This window comes from Streptomyces sp. NBC_00554 (genome assembly GCF_041431135.1).
Lineage (GTDB): Bacteria > Actinomycetota > Actinomycetes > Streptomycetales > Streptomycetaceae > Streptomyces.
Genome location: NZ_CP107799.1, coordinates 5,888,330 through 5,905,154 on the forward strand (window position 1 = coordinate 5,888,330; position 16,825 = coordinate 5,905,154).

A 16,825-nucleotide genomic window follows, 5' to 3' on the forward strand; every position below is an offset into this window, starting at 1 on the left:
GCCACATCAGTGAAGAGGGGGACGCGCTGATGAGTCAGCCGCCGAGTCAGCCGCCGCAGGGCGGTTTCGGAGCACCGCAGGACCAGCCGGGGGAAGGTGGATTCGGCGCACCGCAGGACCCGCGGGCGCAGGGCGGTTTCGGCGCGCCCCCGAACACGCCGCCGAGCACCCCTCCGGGCCCGCCGCAAGGCACGCCCCAAGGCGCTCCGCCGCCCCCCGCGCAACCCCCGCACGCCCCCGCGCCCGCGCAGACCCCGCCGCCCGCCGGCACACCCCAGCCCGGCTACGGCTACCCCCAACAGCCCGGCCCCTACGGCCAACCAGGCCCGTACGGCCAGCCGCCGCAGCAGCCGGGCCCCTACGGCCAGCCCCAACAGCCGGGCCCGTACGGACAGTCCGGCCCCTACGGCCAGCACCCCGGCTACGGCTACCCGCCCCAGGCGCAGTACCCGGGCGCACCGGGCACCCCGCCCCCCGGCGGCGGTACCAAGAACCCCTTCCGCGGCAAGCCCGCGGTGATCATCGGTGCCGCGGTGGCCGCGCTGCTCGTCATCGGCGGCGCCGTGTTCGCCGTCAGCAGCAGTGGCGGTGACGGCGGCAAGAAGCCGGTCGCGGACAAGAGTGCCGACGACGGCAAGGCCACGGGTTCCGACGGCCCGGTCAACCCGGGTGACGGCAGCGGCGACGGCGGCGACGACCCCGAGAACCTCAACGAGGGCCGGCAGGCCGGTGAGTCGAAGGTGCTCTGGTACAAGGAGGCGCCCGACGCGCCCGGTTCCGGCGCTGACGCTCCTGGCCTGTGGATCACCGACAAGGTCGCGGTGAAGGCGGCGTACAAGCAGATCTTCGCGTACAACGTCGGTGACGGGCAGCCCGCTTGGGACGCCCTCGCGTTCCCGCAGAAGATCTGTGCGGTCACCACGCAGAAGACGTCCGACGAGAAGATCGTCATCGCCTACATGAGCGGTGCGAGCGACAGCGCCAAGTGCAACCAGCTCCAGGAGATCGACCTCGCCACCGGTGCGAAGGGCTGGACCGCGAAGGTCGCCGACGGCGCGCTCTTCGACAGTGCCCTGTCCATCGAACTCTCCCTCGTCGGCGACACCCTGATGGTGGGCCGTTCGATGTCGGGCACGGCGTACGACGCCGCCACCGGCAAGAAGCTGTGGGAAAAGGAGAAGTACGGGCAGGCCTGCTACCCCTCGGGGTTCACGGGCGGCACCAAGCTGCTCTCCGTCGCTTCCTGCGGTGCCGGCAACGACAACGAGCACGACGAGGTGCAGGAGCTCGACCCGAAGACCGGCAAGGTCAAGTGGACCAAGACGATCCCCAAGGGCTGGACGGTCGCGCGTACTTACTCCGTCGACCCCGTCGTCCTCTACCTCACCAACGAGGAGAAGGACCAGTGGAACGTCTCCACGCTGAAGAACGACGGCACACTCCTCTCCCAGGTCGACGTCGACGAGTCCTTCGCGCCGGAGTGCGGCTGGGCCATCCTCGCCCGTGACCTTCAGGGCTGCGTGGGCACGGCCGCCGACGCGAGCACCCTCTACCTGCCGACCGAGGCGACGACCGGCGCCAACGAGATCGTCGCGATCAGCCTGGACACCGGCAAGGAGAAGTGGCGCGTCAAGTCCCCGGCGGACGAGTCGATGCTGCCGCTGAAGATGGACGGCACGAATCTCATCGCGTACGTCCAGCCGTCGTACGACGGCGGTGGCCAGGTCGTGTCGATCCCGACGACCGGGAGCAGCCACAAGACCACGAAGCTGCTGCAGAACCCGGCGGGCACCGCGGACATCGAGAACGGCTTCTACTCGAAGACGGTCGACTACGTGGACGGGCGCTTCTACATCTCCACCACCCGGCTGACGGGCACGGGCGAGGAGAAGGAGAAGTTGATGCTGGCGTTCGGCGAGTGACCGGCCTCGGCCTCGCCTCTCAGGTCTCCCCGCCCACCTCCTCCATCGTCCCCACTTCCGAGGTACACACGTCATGACCCAGCCGCCGCCCCCGCCGCCCCCGAACCAGCCCCCGCAGGGAGGCTTCGGCGCGCCCCAGGACCCGCCCCCGGGTGGTTTCGGCGCGCCGCAGGACCCGCCGCCGGGAGGCTTCGGCGCGCCTCAGAGCCCGCCCCCGGGTGGCTTCGGCTCCCCGACGCCCCCGCCGCCCGCGCAGGGCCCGGGGTACGGCTACCCGCAGGCGGCCCCGCCCGCCTCGCCGCAGCCGTCGTACGGCTATCCGCAGACCCCGCCCCCGGCGGGCCAGCCGGGGCCGGGCTACGGCTACCCGGGCCAGCAGCAGCCCCCGTACGGCTATCCGCAGCAGCAGCCTCCCTACGCGCAGCCGCCCCAAGGCGGAGGCGGCGGGCGGAAGTTCAACAGCTCGATGGTCATCATCGTGGCGGCCGTGGTGGCCGTCGCGCTGATCGTCGGCGGCGGTGTCTGGTACGCGAACTCCTCCGGCACGGACGGCGGGGACGACAGCAAGAACAACTCCTCGGACACCACCGGCGGCACCGGCGGCAAGGACGACACGGGCGCCGACACCTCGGGCGGCACCGGCCTGGAGAAGGCTCCGGCCGACCCGGCCGCCGAGGTCCTCTTCCAGGTGCCCGCGCCGGAGGTCAAGGACGACCAGATCGACAGCGTCGTGGGCTCCTGGCTCACCGACTCGGTGTACGCCAAGAGCGGCGTCAACGAGATCGTGGGCTACGACCCGGACACCGGCAGCGAGAAGTGGACGCTCCCGCTGTCCGGCCAGACCTGCGCGGGCTCGCGGGAGGTCACCGAGGACGGGATCGCCGCCGTGGTCACCGAGGGCGCCAAGCGCAACAGCGAGGGCGATCACGAGGACTGCACGCAGGTCACCGCGTTCGACGTGAGTACCGGCAAGAAGCTCTGGACGAAGACCGCTGCGATCAGCGGCCGGAAGGCGGCGTTCGAGGAAGTCACCATCTCCGGCACCACCGTCGCGGTCGGCGGCGGCTACGACGGCGGAGCCGCCTTCGAGGTGAAGTCCGGCAAGGCGCTGTGGCAGCCGAAGGTCGACACGTGCGCGGACGTCGGCTACGCGGGCGGGGAACAGCTGGTCGCGGTCCGCAAGTGCGGTGACTACGGCAGTGAGACGTACGAGGTTCAGCTGCTCGACCCGAAGTCGGGCAGCGTGAAGTGGACGTACAAGCTGCCCAGTGGCATCGACAACGCCAAGGTGATCTCCACCAAGCCCGTCGTGTTCGGTGTGGACTCCGCCGACATCACGGCCTCCGGTGCCTCGGACGTCTTCTCGCTGGACGACAACGGCAAGCTGCGGGTCAAGATCACGCTGGAGGACGGCAAGTACGACCACGACTGTGGTGTCGGAGAGGTGTACGCCTGCAAGGCGATCGTGGTGGGCAACGACAAGCTCTACGTTCCGACCAGGCAGCACGACGGCACCGGCGAGTACGGCCTGACCAACGAGATCATCTCGTTCTCGCTGGCCACCGGTAAGACCACCGGCGACAAGATCGACGCGGGCGACGGCAACGAGATCTTCCCGATGCGCATGGACGGCGGGAACGTCCTCGCGTACAAGGACGGTTCGAGCGACGTCGGCCCCCAGGTCATCTCCGTGGACGGCAAGTCGCTGAAGCAGACGACGCTTCTGGAGACCCCGGCAGATGACAGCGTGCTGAGCGCCATCAGCGGCATGGTCCCCAAGAGCTCCGAGCTGCTGTACACCAGCGGCCGCCTCTTCATGGGCAAGGACCTGATCAGCAAGCCGTACTCGGCGGACGAGAAGGAGTACACGGCGCTCGGATTCGGCACCGACTAGCGTAGGTCTAACCTCTCATCACTCCCGAATGCGAGGAATTTCGGTAATCCGGGGCACTTCTCTCCTGTAGGGGAAGCGCAACGTCGAACAAGCGTGTAGCTTCCGGGTGATGGAGAGCCGGGGGGCTCCTAATCCACGGGGAACCAGTGGGGATGCTTGGGGGAACTGGGGGGTTGCTCGATGGGAGTGCGGCTCATGGTGGTCGACGACCACCGACTGCTCGCCGAGGCCTTGGCCTCGGCGTTGAAGTTGCGCGGGCACCGGGTGCTGGCCGCGGCCGCGCCCGCCGCGGGGGCGGCGGAGCTGGTGATCACACGGGCACCCGAGGTGTGCCTGATCGGTACGGCGACGCCCGCCGAGCCGGGGATCTTCGACCCGGTGGTGAAGATCAAGAAGGAGCGCCCGCAGGTGGCGGTCCTGGTGCTGGGCCCGGTCCCGAACCCGCGCGGCATCGCTGCCGCGTTCGCGGCCGGCGCCTCCGGATACGTACGCCACGACGAGCGCATAGAGGGCGTCGAGCGCGCGATCATGAAGGCGAGAGCGGGGGAGGCGGCCGTCGCCCCGCAGTTGCTCCAGGGCGCCTTCAGCGAACTGCTCAACCCGGCGGCACAGCCCGACGACGAGGGGCAGCGGCTGCTCCAGATGCTGACGCCGAGGGAGGTCGAGGTCCTGGTGCGGGTCGCGGACGGTGAGGATACGCGGCTCATCGCGGCCGGCATGGGGATCGCGCCGTCCACGGCACGGACCCATGTCCAGCGGGTGCTGATGAAGCTGGGGGTGGGGTCACGGCTGGAGGCGGCGGCGCTGGCGGCCCGTACGGGGCTGCTGGACCGGGCGGGGCCGGTGACGGTGTCGTCCCTCGACCTCCCGCAGGATCCGCGGCATACGCCGTAGCCGCGCGGTAGGGGTAGCGGTAGCCACGCCGGGGCGTGGCCGGACGATACGTCCGGCCCTCCCCGGCACTCGTGGTGGGCGGCCCGGGGTCCTACTCGACGGGCGTGAAGAGCAGGTTCCGCGTGCCCTTCGGCCGGGGCTCGGTCGACGGGACGAGTGACCCGTCGGCTTCGGCGATCCAGTTGCACTCGTAGCCGAGCGGGCCGAACTCCTCGAGGAGCGGGTCCAGCGGCGCGTTGACCAGCGCCTCCAGGATCACGTTCGGCCGGTCGCGCTTCAGCACCTGCCGAGCGCCCTTCAGGACCGACATCTCGTGTCCCTCGACGTCGATCTTGATGAGGTCCAGCTTGGTGTCGGCGAACAGTTCGTCGAGGGTCAGCAGCTGGATGCGCTTCAGTTCGGCGCCGTCGGGGACCTGCTCCAGGGACGAGCCCGTCGACAGGAGGTTCGCCGAGAAGCGGACGCTGATGTCGGCCCACCCGGCCTCGCTGGATATACCCGCCTGGTAGCGCTTCACGTTCTGCGCGCCGTTCGCCCGCACGTTCACCGCGAGGCGGGCGTGGACCTGGTCCACCGGCTCGAACGAGTGCACCTTCGCGGCGGGGTTGGCGAGCGCGGCGATCATCGAGAAGTACCCGACGTGCGCACCGACGTCGGCGATCGTCGCGCTCTGCTCGGCCAGCCGTGCCCAGGTGCCGAGGGTGCCGGGCTCGTACCCGAAATGCCCGTTCCACAACGTTTCGAGGGCCACCGCGTCGTCGTTCACGCAGAACATGACGAACGGCGGACAGTACGGGGAGTCGATCTCGACGAAGCCCCGGAACGGGTGCTTCTTGCGGTGGGTACGGATGATCTCGCCCGCAGCGACCGGCCGGACGGTGGTGGAGTGGGCCAACGTACGGGCGTTGGCTTCTTCGAGCTCGGAGAGGCGCATTACGCGATCGTAGGGCTGTGGCCATGGCCTGTCGCCTGCTTCAGGAATCCCAGGAGATGAACGTAAACGGTCGCCGTGGTGACGGGTTCACCAACGGTTCGCGGCTCACGCGGCCCTTGTCGGCGGACCGCCTGATTCCGCTCGCTGGGCCTTCGCGATCGCTGTCGGAGTGCCCCTCGGCATGATGTCCCCGACGCACAGGATGACCTCCGCCTGGGGTCGGCCGTCCCCGCTGCCGGACACCGTCCGTATGCTGCCGCCCATGAGCATGAACGGGGAGTACCTACGTGTCACGCCTGCGGAGTTGGATCGGGCCCTGAAAGATCCCGAATGGGCGTTGGAACTCGCCGAGGGGGTTCAGGACGCACAGGAGGAGAGCGAGCCCCCACCGATCGACGCGCGGCACTTCACCACGCACCAGACATGGCACCTGCTCGGTTTCCTTCTGCGGCGCTCGGCCTTCCCTGTCGACATCGTCCAAGGCGAGGAACCCCTCGGCACCGATGACTGGGGTTACGGACCTCCGCAATACCTGACGCCGGACCGGGTACGGCTGGCCGCTGACACCATGCACCGCACCACGTATGACCAGCTCATCCAGGATATCGATCCCTCCGAGCTCATCAAGGCCGAGATCTACCCCCAAATCTGGGACTCGCCCGCCTCCTTGGAGTGGGCCCGCGACCTGTTCACTCCCCTGACGGAGTTCTTCCGGGGTGCCGCATCCACCGGTCACGCGATGCTGATCTGGATCGATTGATCCATCTTGGGACGGCCCGGACGTCAAACGCCGCATGCCCGTGGCCCGGCTGTCGTGTCGGCGGCGAAGAACAGTCGCAGCCGCAGGTGTTTGGGTTCCCAGCGGCGGGTCTTGCCGGTCAAGGCGAGCATGCCCGAATCTAGGCTTCGCCGTCTTCATCGGCGTAGTCGCCGTCCGCGTCGCCCTTGGGGCTCAGAAGAGCCCATACGACCAAGGCGAGTACTACGGCGCCGAAGATCGCCGTCGTGAGGTTGTCCTGGATGATGCCGATGATCAACAACGCGGCACCAAATGCCAGTATCAGGACCAGAGCACACACGCTGACCTCCGGAAATGGCGTCGGTCCCGGCTGTGCAGGGTTGAAGCTCCAGGCTAGCCTCCGTCCGCGCCGTACGGCGGTGATGGCTGGTTCCAGACGGTGTCGAAGCGGCTGATGATCCGGCGGAGTTCACGGGCGCTTCGGGGGGCCATGGCCTGCATCGCGGTGTCGAGGAGAGCGCGGGCTTCGAAAGGGCTGCCCCAGCAGTCCCAGTCCGAGTTGCCCCACTCGTGGTCGTGCCACAGCTGGCCCTGGGGGCGGTGGACGTAGTCCTTCCACAGGCGCACGGCTTTGCCGATGTCTCCCGACTGCAGGTAATTGCGGGTGCGCTCGAGATGGGAGATCTCGAACATCGCACGGGAGGACAAGCCGTCGATGACCGGCTTCGCGTCAGGTGTCGTACGGCGGGGGATGCCGGCCCGGATGTGCCCTGGCCGTCTACGCGGCATGGACCTTTCGGTTCGTAGTCATGCCGCACATGGTGCCACGATCTCGAACGGCTTCTCGAATGAGTTTGCCCGGCCGGGGATTCGCCGGACTTGGAGCCTGGTTCGAGGAGCATTTCGGCTCACCGATAGCCTGCGCCATCATGATGCGTGCCTGGATCCTGCCCATGCTGCTTGTGCTCTGCGGCTCAGCCGTTGCGACTGCGCAGGTCCTCCGGGGGAACCTCGGTGCGGCCGCAGTGCTCCTGCTGGTGTTTGTACCGCTCGCAGGCGTGAACTCGCCTCTGATCTTCCCGAGGTCGATCGGTGCGCTGGAGGCGCAACGCCGCAGCGCGGTCGACGGCCGGCCGGTCGTCTTCTGGCGGTCGGGCTGTAAGTACTGTCTGCGACTGCGTATCCGGTTGGGCCGTAGCGCCCGCCAGTTGCATTGGGTCGACATCTGGCGCGACCCGGCTGGAGCGGCAGCGGTCAGGGCGGTCAACGGTGGCAATGAGACCGTACCGACGGTCTTCGTGGCGGGCCGGCCACACGTCAACCCCGATCCTGACTGGGTGCGCGAACAGCTCGTCCCTCCCGCGTGATCCCGGTGGGAAACGAGGGCGAGTTCACTTCATGGGCGTGGCATGGGTGCCGGACTTTATGTGGTGGAGGAGGTGGGCCAGGGGGACGGGGGTGGTGGTGAGGTGGGTGGTGGGGGTGTCGCTTTCGCGGAGGTGGACGAACTGGGCGGCTGTGGTGGCCAGTTCCACGCAGGTGTTGCCGTCGCCGCCGTCGGAGAAGGTGGACTTCTGCCAGCGCACGCCCTGGGTCATGGAAGCGCCTCACAGTTCCTTCGACAGACGGTGGATGAAGTCCCGCGACGCCGTGGGGTCCAGCGCCGCATTCTCCACCCTACGGAACAGCGTTCGAAGTTGCTTCAGTTGGGGTTCGGCATCGATGAACGCGGTGCCCGTCGGGGCATCGCGCAGTCCAGTGTCCAGCGGGGATACCGGACCGCCGGTGTACATCATCGAGGCTCCGGCGCCCGCGAAGCCGTCCTGGTCGGTGGGGATGACGCGCACGGTGGCGTGACCGCACTCGATCTGGTTCAGGATTTCCTGGAGTTGAGCGCGGGCGGTGGGGCGATCGGATACCCGGATGCGCAGGGCGAACTCGTGGACGAGCGTCTCGTACGGGGTGGGGCTGTCGCGTTCGATGACAGCTCGTCGTCTCAGCCGGTGTTGCACGCGAGGCTCCAATTCGCTTTCGGGGAGCCCCGGAACCATGTACGAGTACACGGCCCGGGCGTAGTCCGGGGTTTGCAGAAGTCCAGGTACGTGAGTGATGACCACCTCCCGCAGGGAAGTTGCGTGGTGCTCCAACTCGGCGACATCCAGGAACACCGGCGGGAGGACCCCTCGGTACTCCTCCCACCAGCCCCGAGTGCGGTCGGTCGCCATTGCCGTCAGGGCTTCGACCAGCGTCTCGTCCGTGCACGCGTAATGGGCGGCGAGACGGCGCACGCGTTCAGCACTCACGCCCGCCGTGCCGAACTCAATCTGACTCACCTGTGCCGAGTCCGTACCGAGCAGTGCGGCGGCTTCAAGTCCCTTGAGTCCCGCAGCCTCACGCAGTTTCCGCAGCTCAGCGCCCAGGCGCTGCTGACGTGCGGTCGGCTGTTGCCTGCGCGCCATGACTTCCTCCTTGCCCCAACTGCCGTGAGGCAGTGACTCGTTCGAGGGGCAGATTACGGCAGCGGCTTGCGCGGTCCCAAATTGTGGCTCTACCGTCAGTGACGCGACGCACACACTGCGGAACCCCGGGACCCCGGAAGCGCACCACCCCGCCATGCCACGGCGGCGGTGAAACTGCCACCGCCCGCTACCCGTAGCGCCCCCTAACCCCCCTCACCCCAACCGGAGTTCACCCATGCCCAAAACAGAGACCGAACCCTGGGAGTACGTACTCCACATCCCCCACGACCCCCGTGCCGTCCCCGTCTGCCGCCGCACCGTCCGCCTGATCCTCACCCTGCACGGCCTGATCCGCCTCGTGGACGTCGCCGAGCTGCTGGCGGCGGAGCTGGTCTCCAATGCCGTACGCCATACGAAGGGCCCCGCGGCCCTACGCCTGCAGTACCGAAACGGAGTGCTCCGCATCGGTGCGTGGGACGCGAGCCCCGAACCACCCCCGTACGAGCTGACGGTGACCCCCGACGAGGAAGCGGGCCGCGGCCTCGCCCTCGTCCGGGCCTGTGCCGACGACTGGGGCTGGCATCCGCTGCGGCAGGGTGGCGACACGGGCAAGTACGTGTGGTGTGACCTCGGTGCGGCGTAGTTCGTTGATCACGTCAGATGGAAAGGAGGTCCGATGGTCAGCTCGTCGCATGAGGCGATGCACCACTTCGGCCAGAAGGACACGGCCGGGTTGATCCGCAACTTCCAGAGGCTGTTCCATGTGCCGTTCCCGGAACCGTGCGGCTTCACGGTGGTGAACACGGACTTGACCGAGATCGAGCCGGTCGAGCGGCGTGTGGACAGTTTGGTGCGGGTGCACACCGAGGACGGTGACTTCCTGCTGGTGCTGGAGTCGCAGAGTAAGAAGGACGAGAGGAAACGGGGGAGTTGGCCGTACTACCTCTCATACCTCTACGAAAAGTACCGCTGTGAGCCGGTGCTGGTCGTCATGACCCAGAGCAGTTCCACCGCACGTTGGGCCGCCGAGCCCATCCGGTTCGGTCTGCCCGGCTGGTCCTCGCTCGTCGTGCGGCCGATGGTTCTCGGGCCGGACCAGGTGCCGGTGATCGCTGACGAGAAGGAGGCCGTGCGGGACCCGTCGCTCGCGGTGCTCTCGGCGATTACGCATGGTAGAGGGCCGGGTGTCGCTGCGATACTGGGACCACTCGCGGTGGCTCTGGAGACTATTGACCCGGCAAGCGCGGCTCTGTTGGCGCAGCTCGTGACGTCTGGCCTGGTGGATTCCCAGGCGAAGGAGATTTGGAGGGACTTGATGGCTCCGGTGAACTACTTCTTCCAGAATCCGGTCGCGGATCAGCTGAGGGACGAAGGGCGTATCGAGGATCGCATCGAGATGATCGTGAAGATCCTGGAGTTGCGCGGCATCCAGGTATCCGACTCCGTCCGGCTTCGGGTGCAGGCCTGCACCGACCTGGACCAGCTCAAGATCTGGTCGGAACGGGCCGTCCATGTGACCGACCCCGCCGACCTCTTCACCGCCGACCAGCCCAAATAGCCGTACGAGGCCGGAGTCACCGCAGTGAACCCCGGCCCCGCACAAGGGAGTTACTCCGACGGCGACGAGGACGACGGCGGCGCCTCGGCCCCGTCAACCACCGGCGGCACGGTCGGCCGCAGCTTCAGCCACACCAGGAAGAACACCCCCAGGGCAAGCATCGCCAGCCCCGTCCAGAGGTTGATGTTGACGTCCTGGGCCTTTTCCAGGTCGGCGTCGGACGGGGAGATGCCGGCGATCGTGACGATGATGCCGTAGACGACGAAGAGGCCGCCGATGATGCGGCGGATGTCGAAGAGGCGGAAGGCCGTCGCGGACTTGCCCTGAAGTTCGGTGACTTCCCGCTGGACGTCCTTCTCGGAAAACTCGGACATGGTTTCTCCAATCCTCCTCGATCAGAACGAGAACGGGATGTAGCAGAGGGCCGCGAGGACGATCGCGCTCCAGCCCAGCAGAGCCGGCTTGCGGTACCACGCGTCGTCGCCGGGGGCGGGCGGCTCGGTCATGCCGGGAGAGGTGGTGCCGTACACCAGGCCCTGCAGTTCCTCGGTCGTCTTCGGAGCGGTGAACAGGGACACCGCGACCATGACCACCGCGCCCGCCACGAAGCCCGCGATCGCCGACACGAAGTTCGCGCCCTGGTCGGTGGGGATGCCGACGATGTCCTGCTTGTAGAGGACGAAGTAGTTGACCATCGCGGCCGTCGTACCGGCCAGCAGACCCCAGAAGCCGGCCTTCTTGGACGCGCGCTTCCAGAACATGCCGACGATGAAGACGACGAACATCGGCACGTTGAAGAAGGAGAAGAGCGTCTGGAGGTAGCTCATGATGTTCGAGAAGGACGAGGCCAGGAACGCCGTGCCGATCGAGGCCATGACGCCGATGACGGTGATGAGCCGCCCGAAGCGCACGTAGTACGAGTCCTCGCGGTCCTTCACCACGTACCTCGCCCAGATGTCGGTGGTGAACACCGTGTTGAAGGACGAGATGTTGGCCGCCATGCCCGCCATGAAGGCGGCGAGCAGACCGGTCACCGCGATGCCGAGCACGCCGTTGGGCAGCAACTGCTCCATCAGGTACGGGATCGCGTCGTTGTACTGGAGATCCGAGCCGGACGTGCCGATATTCGGCACCAGGACCGCGGCGACCAGGCCCGGGATCATCACCAGGAACACGATGAAGATCTTCGGGAACGCGGCGATCAGCGGGGTGCGCTGGGCGGCCGAGAGGTTCTTCGCGGACAGGGCACGCTGCACCTCGGCGAAGTTGGTCGTCCAGTAGCCGAAGGACAGCACGAAGCCGAGGCCGAGGACGATGGTCAGCCAGTTGGCGCCCAGCGGGTTGGCGCTGCCGATGCCGGTGCCGCCCCAGGCGGTCGTGAAGTCGTGGCCGTGGCTCGCGTCGAGCGCGTCGGTCAGACCGCCCCAGCCGCCGACCTTCTTGAGGCTCAGCACGACGAGCGGGATGAGCGCGGCGAGGATGACGAAGAACTGCAGTACCTCGTTGTAGATCGCCGAGGACAGACCGCCGAGGGTGATGTAGGCGAGCACGAAGAAGCCGGCGACCACGATGGCCACCCACTGCGGCCAGCCGAGCAGCGCCTCGACGACGATCGCGAGGGCGTAGAGGTTCACGCCGGCGATGAGGACGGCGGCGAAGGCGAACAGGGCCGAACTCAGTAGGTGCGCCCACTTGTCGAAGCGCAGCAGCAGGAACTCGGGGACCGAACGGACCTTGGAGCCGTAGTAGAAGGGCATCATCACCAGGCCGAGGAAGACCATGGCCGGGATGGCGCCGATCCAGTACCAGTGCACGGTGTACGCGCCGTACTGCGCGCTGTTGGCGGCCATGCCCAGGATCTCGGTCGCGGCCAGGTTGGCCGAGACGAACGCGAGACCGGTGATCCAGGCGGGCAGTGAGCGCCCGGAGAGGAAGAAGTCGAGGCTCGTCTTCACCGAGCGCTTGGCGGCGAAGCCGATGCCAAGGACGACGACGAAGTAGATGCCGAGGATTGTGTAGTCGAGTGCGTTGGTGGGGAGCCGCAGCTCGGCCGCCAGGTCGATGCCTGACGTCAGACGGTCGATGCCGGACGCGGCCAGATGGGTGGGGGGCTGCAGATGCGTGGGGGACTGCATAGAGAACTCGCTTCGTTGCGCGAACTGATCCAAGCGGAACCTACGCCTCCACCTTCAAGAAATGAACACTTCTGATGGTGTCCTTTGTTTGATTGTGATGTTGACGTAGGTGGTGTTTAATGGTTTGTTGTGTTCGGTTCTGTTTGAAGCTTTGATGGGCTTCGAAGCTCTGATGGGCGCGGATGGGGAGTCCGACTGTGAAGAAGACCTCGACCCGGCTGGCCGACGGTCGTGAGCTCATCTACTACGACTCACGCGACGACGCGGTGCGCGACGCGGTGGACCGGCGTCCACTGGACCCGACCGTCACCACTTCGGAGGTGCGCCGCGACGTGCTGCTCGGCGATTCGGTCGCGATCGCCTCGCACCGGCAGGGCCGCATCTACCACCCGCCGGCGAACGAGTGCCCGCTGTGCCCCTCCGAGGGCGACCGGCTGAGCGAGATCCCGGACTCCTCGTACGACGTCGTCGTCTTCGAGAACCGCTTCCCCTCCCTGGCCGGTGACTCCGGCCGCTGCGAGGTCGTCTGCTTCACCTCCGACCACGACTCCTCCTTCGCCGACCTGACGGAGGAGCAGGCCGGCCTGGTCCTGGAGGCATGGACGGACCGGACGGCCGAGCTGTCGCACCTGCCCGCCGTCGAGCAGGTCTTCTGCTTCGAGAACCGCGGCGCCGAGATCGGCGTCACGCTCGGCCACCCGCACGGGCAGATCTACGCCTACCCCTTCACCACCCCGCGTACGGCCCTGATGCTGCGCTCGCTCTCCGCGCACAAGGAAGCGACCGGCGGCGAGAACCTGTTCGACGAGGTCGTCGCCCGGGAGCTGGCGGACGGTTCGCGGGTCGTCCTGTCGAGTGACCACTGGGTGGCCTTCGTGCCGTACGCCGCGCACTGGCCGTACGAGGTCCACCTCTACCCGCGCCGCCGCGTGCCGGACCTCCTCGGGCTCGACGAGGACGCCCGCACAGAGTTCCCCAAGGTCTACCTGGAACTCTTGAGACGCTTCGACCGGATCTTCGGTGAGGGCGAGCCGGCGACGCCGTACATCTCCGCCTGGCACCAGGCACCGTTCGGCGCGCTGGAGGAGTTCGAAGGCGTCAACCGGGACGACTTCGCGCTCCACCTCGAGCTTTTCACCATTCGCCGTACGTCCGGCAAGCTGAAGTTCCTCGCGGGCTCCGAGTCGGGGATGAGCGTGTTCATCAACGACATCCAGCCGGAGTCCGCGGCTCAGCGACTGCGAGAGGTAGCGAGTTCATGAGTGGGAAGTACCTGGTCACGGGTGGCGCGGGCTATGTCGGCAGCGTGGTCGCGCAGCACCTGATCGAGGCCGGACACGAGGTGACCGTCCTCGACAACCTCTCGACCGGCTTCCGCGAGGGCGTCCCCGCCGGGGCGACTTTCGTCGAGGGCGACATCCGCGACGCCGCCAAGTGGCTGGACTCCTCGTACGACGCGGTCCTGCACTTCGCCGCCTCCTCCCAGGTCGGCGAGTCCGTCGTGAAGCCCGAGAAGTACTGGGACAACAACGTCGGCGGCACGATGGCGCTGCTCGGCGCCATGCGCGACGCGGGCGTCCGCAAGCTGGTCTTCTCGTCCACGGCCGCGACGTACGGCGAGCCGGAGGAGGTCCCGATCGTCGAGACCGCGCGCACCTCCCCGACCAACCCCTACGGCGCCACCAAGCTCGCCGTCGACCACATGATCACGAGCGAGGCCAACGCCCACGGCCTCGGTGCGGTCTCGCTCCGCTACTTCAACGTGGCGGGCGCCTACGGCAGTTGCGGCGAGCGGCACGACCCCGAGTCGCACCTCATCCCGCTGGTGCTCCAGGTCGCGCAGGGCCGCCGCGAGGCGATCTCCGTCTTCGGCGACGACTACCCGACGCCGGACGGCACCTGCGTACGCGACTACATCCACGTCGCCGACCTGGCGGACGCGCACCTGCTCGCCCTCACCGCCGCTCAGCCGGGCGAGCACCTGATCTGCAACCTCGGCAACGGCGAGGGCTTCTCCGTCCGCCAGGTGATCGAGACCGTCCGCCAGGTGACCGGGCACCCGATCCCCGAGGTCCTGGCCCCGCGCCGGGCCGGTGACCCGGCAGCGCTGGTCGCCTCGGCCGCGACCGCCCGTGAGCGGCTCGGCTGGAACCCGTCCCGCGCGGATCTCGCGGGGATCGTCGCGGACGCGTGGGCGTTCGCGCAGAACATCGCAAGGGAGCAGTAGGTGGGGGTTCGCGAGGGTTTCGAGGAGCTGTACGGGGCTGCCCCTGAGGGCGTCTGGGCGGCACCGGGCCGGGTCAATCTGATCGGCGAGTACACGGACTTCAACGAGGGTTTCGTGATGCCGCTCGCGCTGCCGCACACGGCGGTGGCTGCGGTGTCGCGCCGCGACGACGGCGTGCTGCGGCTCCACTCGGCCGACATCGAGGGGCCCGTCGTCGAGCTCCACGTGGACGGGCTCGAGCCACTCACGAACACCAGCTGGGCCGCGTACCCGGCGGGTGTGGTGTGGGCGCTGCGTGCGGCGGGGCATGCCGTGGCGGGTGCCGATGTGCACCTTGCCTCCACCGTCCCGACGGGCGCGGGTCTGTCCTCCTCGGCCGCGCTGGAGGTGGTGACGGCGCTGGCGTTGAACGACCTCTACGAGCTCGGCCTCACCCGTCCCGAGCTGGCCCGTATCGCCCAGCGCGCGGAGAACGACTTCGTCGGCGTGCCCTGCGGAATCATGGACCAGACGGCGTCCGCGTGCTGCACGGACGGGCACGCGCTGCACCTCGACTGCCGCGACCTGACCATCCGCCAGGTTCCCTTCGACCTCGCGGCTCAGGGGCTTTCGCTGCTGGTCGTCGACACGCGCGTCAAGCATGCGCTGGGCGACGGGGCGTACGCCGAGCGGCGTGAGGGGTGTGAGGAGGGCGCGCGGGTGCTCGGGGTCTCGCATCTGCGGGATGTCGCGTACGAGGGGCTCGACGCGGCTCTCGCGCGGCTGTCCGACGAGCGTGTCCGCCGCTATGTGCGCCATGTCGTGTCCGACGACCACCGGGTGGAGCGGGTCATCGGGCTGCTGGACGCCGGTGACGTGCGGGGGATCGGGCCTGTTCTCACCGAGGGGCACGCGTCCCTGCGGGACGATCTGCGGATCTCCTGCGACGAGCTGGATCTCGTGGTCGCCACGGCCAACTCCGCCGGGGCGCTCGGCTCCCGTATGACGGGGGGCGGCTTCGGTGGTTCGGCGATCGTCCTCGTGGAGGCCGCGGACGTGGACACGGTCACCAAGGCGGTGTCCGAGGCGTTCGCCGCCGCGGGCTACACAGCGCCCCGGGTGTTCCCGGCGGTGCCTTCGGCAGGCGCCCGCCGCTTGAGCTGAGGGTTTTTCGCCCCCTCCGCCCCTACCCATTCCCGTCCCTTGGGGGCTCCGCCCCCAAACCCCCGCTCCTCAAACGCCGGAGGGGCTGAACTTTTGCCGCCCGGCGCTGGAAAGGGTTTTAGCCCGTCCGGCGTTTGAGGACGAGCCCTTCGGGCGATCGGGGGTCTGGGGGCGGAGCCCCCAGAAACAAGGGACGGGTAGGGGCGGAGGGGGCGAAAAACCATTCCGCTCAGCCCAACCGCTTCGTCAGCGTGTACTCCGTGATCCCCGGTGGATAGTCGGGGATCACGCACACCACCTCGTAGCCCTGCTTCTTGTAGAAGTCGGGGGCCTGGAAATCCCAGGTCTCCAGGCGGGCGGCACGGCAGCCGCGGTCCTCGCGGGCCAGACGCTCGCCCTCGGCGAGAAGACGGGAGCCGAGGCCGGTGCCGCGGTGGCGGGCGTCGACCCAGAGGTAGGTGACGTGCAGCCAGGTCGCCCAGGTGTGACCGACAAGCCCGCCCGCGAGGGCACCGGCGGAGTCCAACGCCCAAATATGGAGCGGAAGTTCACGTTCACCCGGGGTCCCGCGCAGCGCGCGGAGCACGGGAGACGCCGCCGTGTTGGCGTCCAGTAGCTGCCTGCGGAGCAGTTCGCGGCGTTCTTTGTCGACTCCTGTCTCAATACGAAACATACGGCTCACCATAAACGGGCCTGGCCAATCAGTTCTGTGAATTGCCTTCCCCTCCCTGCCCCCGGCCTTACTCTGTGAACAGTGCCGGTGGGGGCCGGTGCTGATCAGGGGGCGAGACAGTCGGGTACGACGCCCGAAGTGGGGGTAGCAGTTACGGCACGGCGGCGGCCGTGCGGCTGCGGCACCCCGCCTTCCGGGGTCGCACATGCGGCTTCGGGATCATTTCGGGCGCCGTACCCGCACCGGT

General features: G+C 68.1%; 18 protein-coding genes. 10 read left to right on the top strand and 8 right to left on the bottom strand.

Annotated elements, in window-relative coordinates:
- Positions 1-29: 29 nt before the first annotated feature.
- The 3 genes from OG266_RS26025 (at position 30) to OG266_RS26035 (ending at position 4,710) form a co-directional block, all read left to right on the top strand.
- On the top strand, positions 30-1,922 hold the full coding sequence (locus OG266_RS26025; RefSeq protein ID WP_371548719.1) for a PQQ-binding-like beta-propeller repeat protein: 1,893 nt from the start codon (positions 30-32) through the stop codon (positions 1,920-1,922).
- Positions 1,923-1,995: 73 nt separating this feature from the next.
- Positions 1,996-3,816, top strand: coding sequence for a PQQ-binding-like beta-propeller repeat protein (locus tag OG266_RS26030; RefSeq protein WP_371548720.1), 1,821 nt, complete (start codon positions 1,996-1,998; stop codon positions 3,814-3,816).
- 180 nt (positions 3,817-3,996) lie between these two features.
- On the top strand, positions 3,997-4,710 hold the full coding sequence (locus tag OG266_RS26035) for a response regulator transcription factor (protein ID WP_329547171.1): 714 nt from the start codon (positions 3,997-3,999) through the stop codon (positions 4,708-4,710).
- Between the two features lie 91 nt (positions 4,711-4,801).
- On the opposite strand, the gene OG266_RS26040 is transcribed toward OG266_RS26035, so the two are convergent.
- The gene (locus OG266_RS26040) at positions 4,802-5,644 is read right to left on the bottom strand and encodes an FkbM family methyltransferase (RefSeq protein WP_266460339.1); all 843 of its coding nucleotides are present in this window, start codon (positions 5,642-5,644) and stop codon (positions 4,802-4,804) included.
- Between the two features lie 262 nt (positions 5,645-5,906).
- Between OG266_RS26040 and OG266_RS26045 the strand changes: the two genes are divergently transcribed.
- Positions 5,907-6,404 (top strand): YfbM family protein, encoded by a 498-nt coding sequence (locus OG266_RS26045; protein WP_371548722.1) that lies wholly within the window; start codon positions 5,907-5,909, stop codon positions 6,402-6,404.
- A gap of 139 nt (positions 6,405-6,543) precedes the next feature.
- On the opposite strand, the gene OG266_RS26050 is transcribed toward OG266_RS26045, so the two are convergent.
- Positions 6,544-6,723 carry a hypothetical protein gene (locus OG266_RS26050; protein WP_371548723.1) on the bottom strand — a complete coding sequence of 60 codons (180 nt, stop codon included), beginning with the start codon at positions 6,721-6,723 and terminating at the stop codon, positions 6,544-6,546.
- Between the two features lie 53 nt (positions 6,724-6,776).
- Positions 6,777-7,172, bottom strand: coding sequence for a hypothetical protein (locus OG266_RS26055; RefSeq protein ID WP_371548724.1), 396 nt, complete (start codon positions 7,170-7,172; stop codon positions 6,777-6,779).
- Positions 7,173-7,312: 140 nt separating this feature from the next.
- Here OG266_RS26055 and OG266_RS26060 point away from each other — a divergent pair, with 140 nt between their 5' ends.
- Positions 7,313-7,750: a glutaredoxin domain-containing protein gene (locus OG266_RS26060; protein WP_371548725.1), complete on the top strand. Its 438-nt coding sequence runs from the start codon at positions 7,313-7,315 to the stop codon at positions 7,748-7,750.
- 24 nt (positions 7,751-7,774) lie between these two features.
- Here the strand turns inward: OG266_RS26060 and OG266_RS26065 are convergent, their stop codons facing one another.
- The gene (locus tag OG266_RS26065; RefSeq protein ID WP_266460348.1) at positions 7,775-7,981 is read right to left on the bottom strand and encodes a DUF397 domain-containing protein; all 207 of its coding nucleotides are present in this window, start codon (positions 7,979-7,981) and stop codon (positions 7,775-7,777) included.
- A gap of 9 nt (positions 7,982-7,990) precedes the next feature.
- The gene (locus tag OG266_RS26070) at positions 7,991-8,842 is read right to left on the bottom strand and encodes a helix-turn-helix transcriptional regulator (protein WP_266460351.1); all 852 of its coding nucleotides are present in this window, start codon (positions 8,840-8,842) and stop codon (positions 7,991-7,993) included.
- 235 nt (positions 8,843-9,077) lie between these two features.
- Between OG266_RS26070 and OG266_RS26075 the strand changes: the two genes are divergently transcribed.
- Together OG266_RS26075 and OG266_RS26080 are read left to right on the top strand one after the other, a co-directional pair.
- Positions 9,078-9,485, top strand: a complete 408-nt coding sequence (locus OG266_RS26075; RefSeq protein ID WP_371548726.1) for an ATP-binding protein — start codon at positions 9,078-9,080, stop codon at positions 9,483-9,485.
- A gap of 33 nt (positions 9,486-9,518) precedes the next feature.
- Positions 9,519-10,400: a hypothetical protein gene (locus tag OG266_RS26080; protein ID WP_371548727.1), complete on the top strand. Its 882-nt coding sequence runs from the start codon at positions 9,519-9,521 to the stop codon at positions 10,398-10,400.
- A gap of 50 nt (positions 10,401-10,450) precedes the next feature.
- On the opposite strand, the gene OG266_RS26085 is transcribed toward OG266_RS26080, so the two are convergent.
- Together OG266_RS26085 and OG266_RS26090 are read right to left on the bottom strand one after the other, a co-directional pair.
- Positions 10,451-10,774, bottom strand: a complete 324-nt coding sequence (locus OG266_RS26085; RefSeq protein ID WP_371548728.1) for a hypothetical protein — start codon at positions 10,772-10,774, stop codon at positions 10,451-10,453.
- Positions 10,775-10,795: 21 nt separating this feature from the next.
- The gene (locus tag OG266_RS26090; RefSeq protein WP_371548729.1) at positions 10,796-12,535 is read right to left on the bottom strand and encodes a sodium:solute symporter family protein; all 1,740 of its coding nucleotides are present in this window, start codon (positions 12,533-12,535) and stop codon (positions 10,796-10,798) included.
- Between the two features lie 197 nt (positions 12,536-12,732).
- Here OG266_RS26090 and galT point away from each other — a divergent pair, with 197 nt between their 5' ends.
- The 3 genes from galT to galK are packed head-to-tail and all read left to right on the top strand — an operon-like array spanning position 12,733 to position 15,905.
- On the top strand, positions 12,733-13,797 hold the full coding sequence (galT, locus tag OG266_RS26095; RefSeq protein WP_371548730.1) for a galactose-1-phosphate uridylyltransferase: 1,065 nt from the start codon (positions 12,733-12,735) through the stop codon (positions 13,795-13,797).
- Complete coding sequence (gene galE, locus OG266_RS26100) at positions 13,794-14,762, top strand: UDP-glucose 4-epimerase GalE (RefSeq protein ID WP_371548731.1); 969 nt, start codon at positions 13,794-13,796, stop codon at positions 14,760-14,762. The genes galT and galE overlap by 4 nt, the downstream gene beginning before the upstream one ends.
- Positions 14,763-15,905: a galactokinase gene (galK, locus tag OG266_RS26105; protein ID WP_371548732.1), complete on the top strand. Its 1,143-nt coding sequence runs from the start codon at positions 14,763-14,765 to the stop codon at positions 15,903-15,905.
- Positions 15,906-16,134: 229 nt separating this feature from the next.
- Here the strand turns inward: galK and OG266_RS26110 are convergent, their stop codons facing one another.
- Positions 16,135-16,590 (bottom strand): N-acetyltransferase, encoded by a 456-nt coding sequence (locus OG266_RS26110; protein WP_266460376.1) that lies wholly within the window; start codon positions 16,588-16,590, stop codon positions 16,135-16,137.
- Positions 16,591-16,825: the final 235 nt, after the last annotated feature.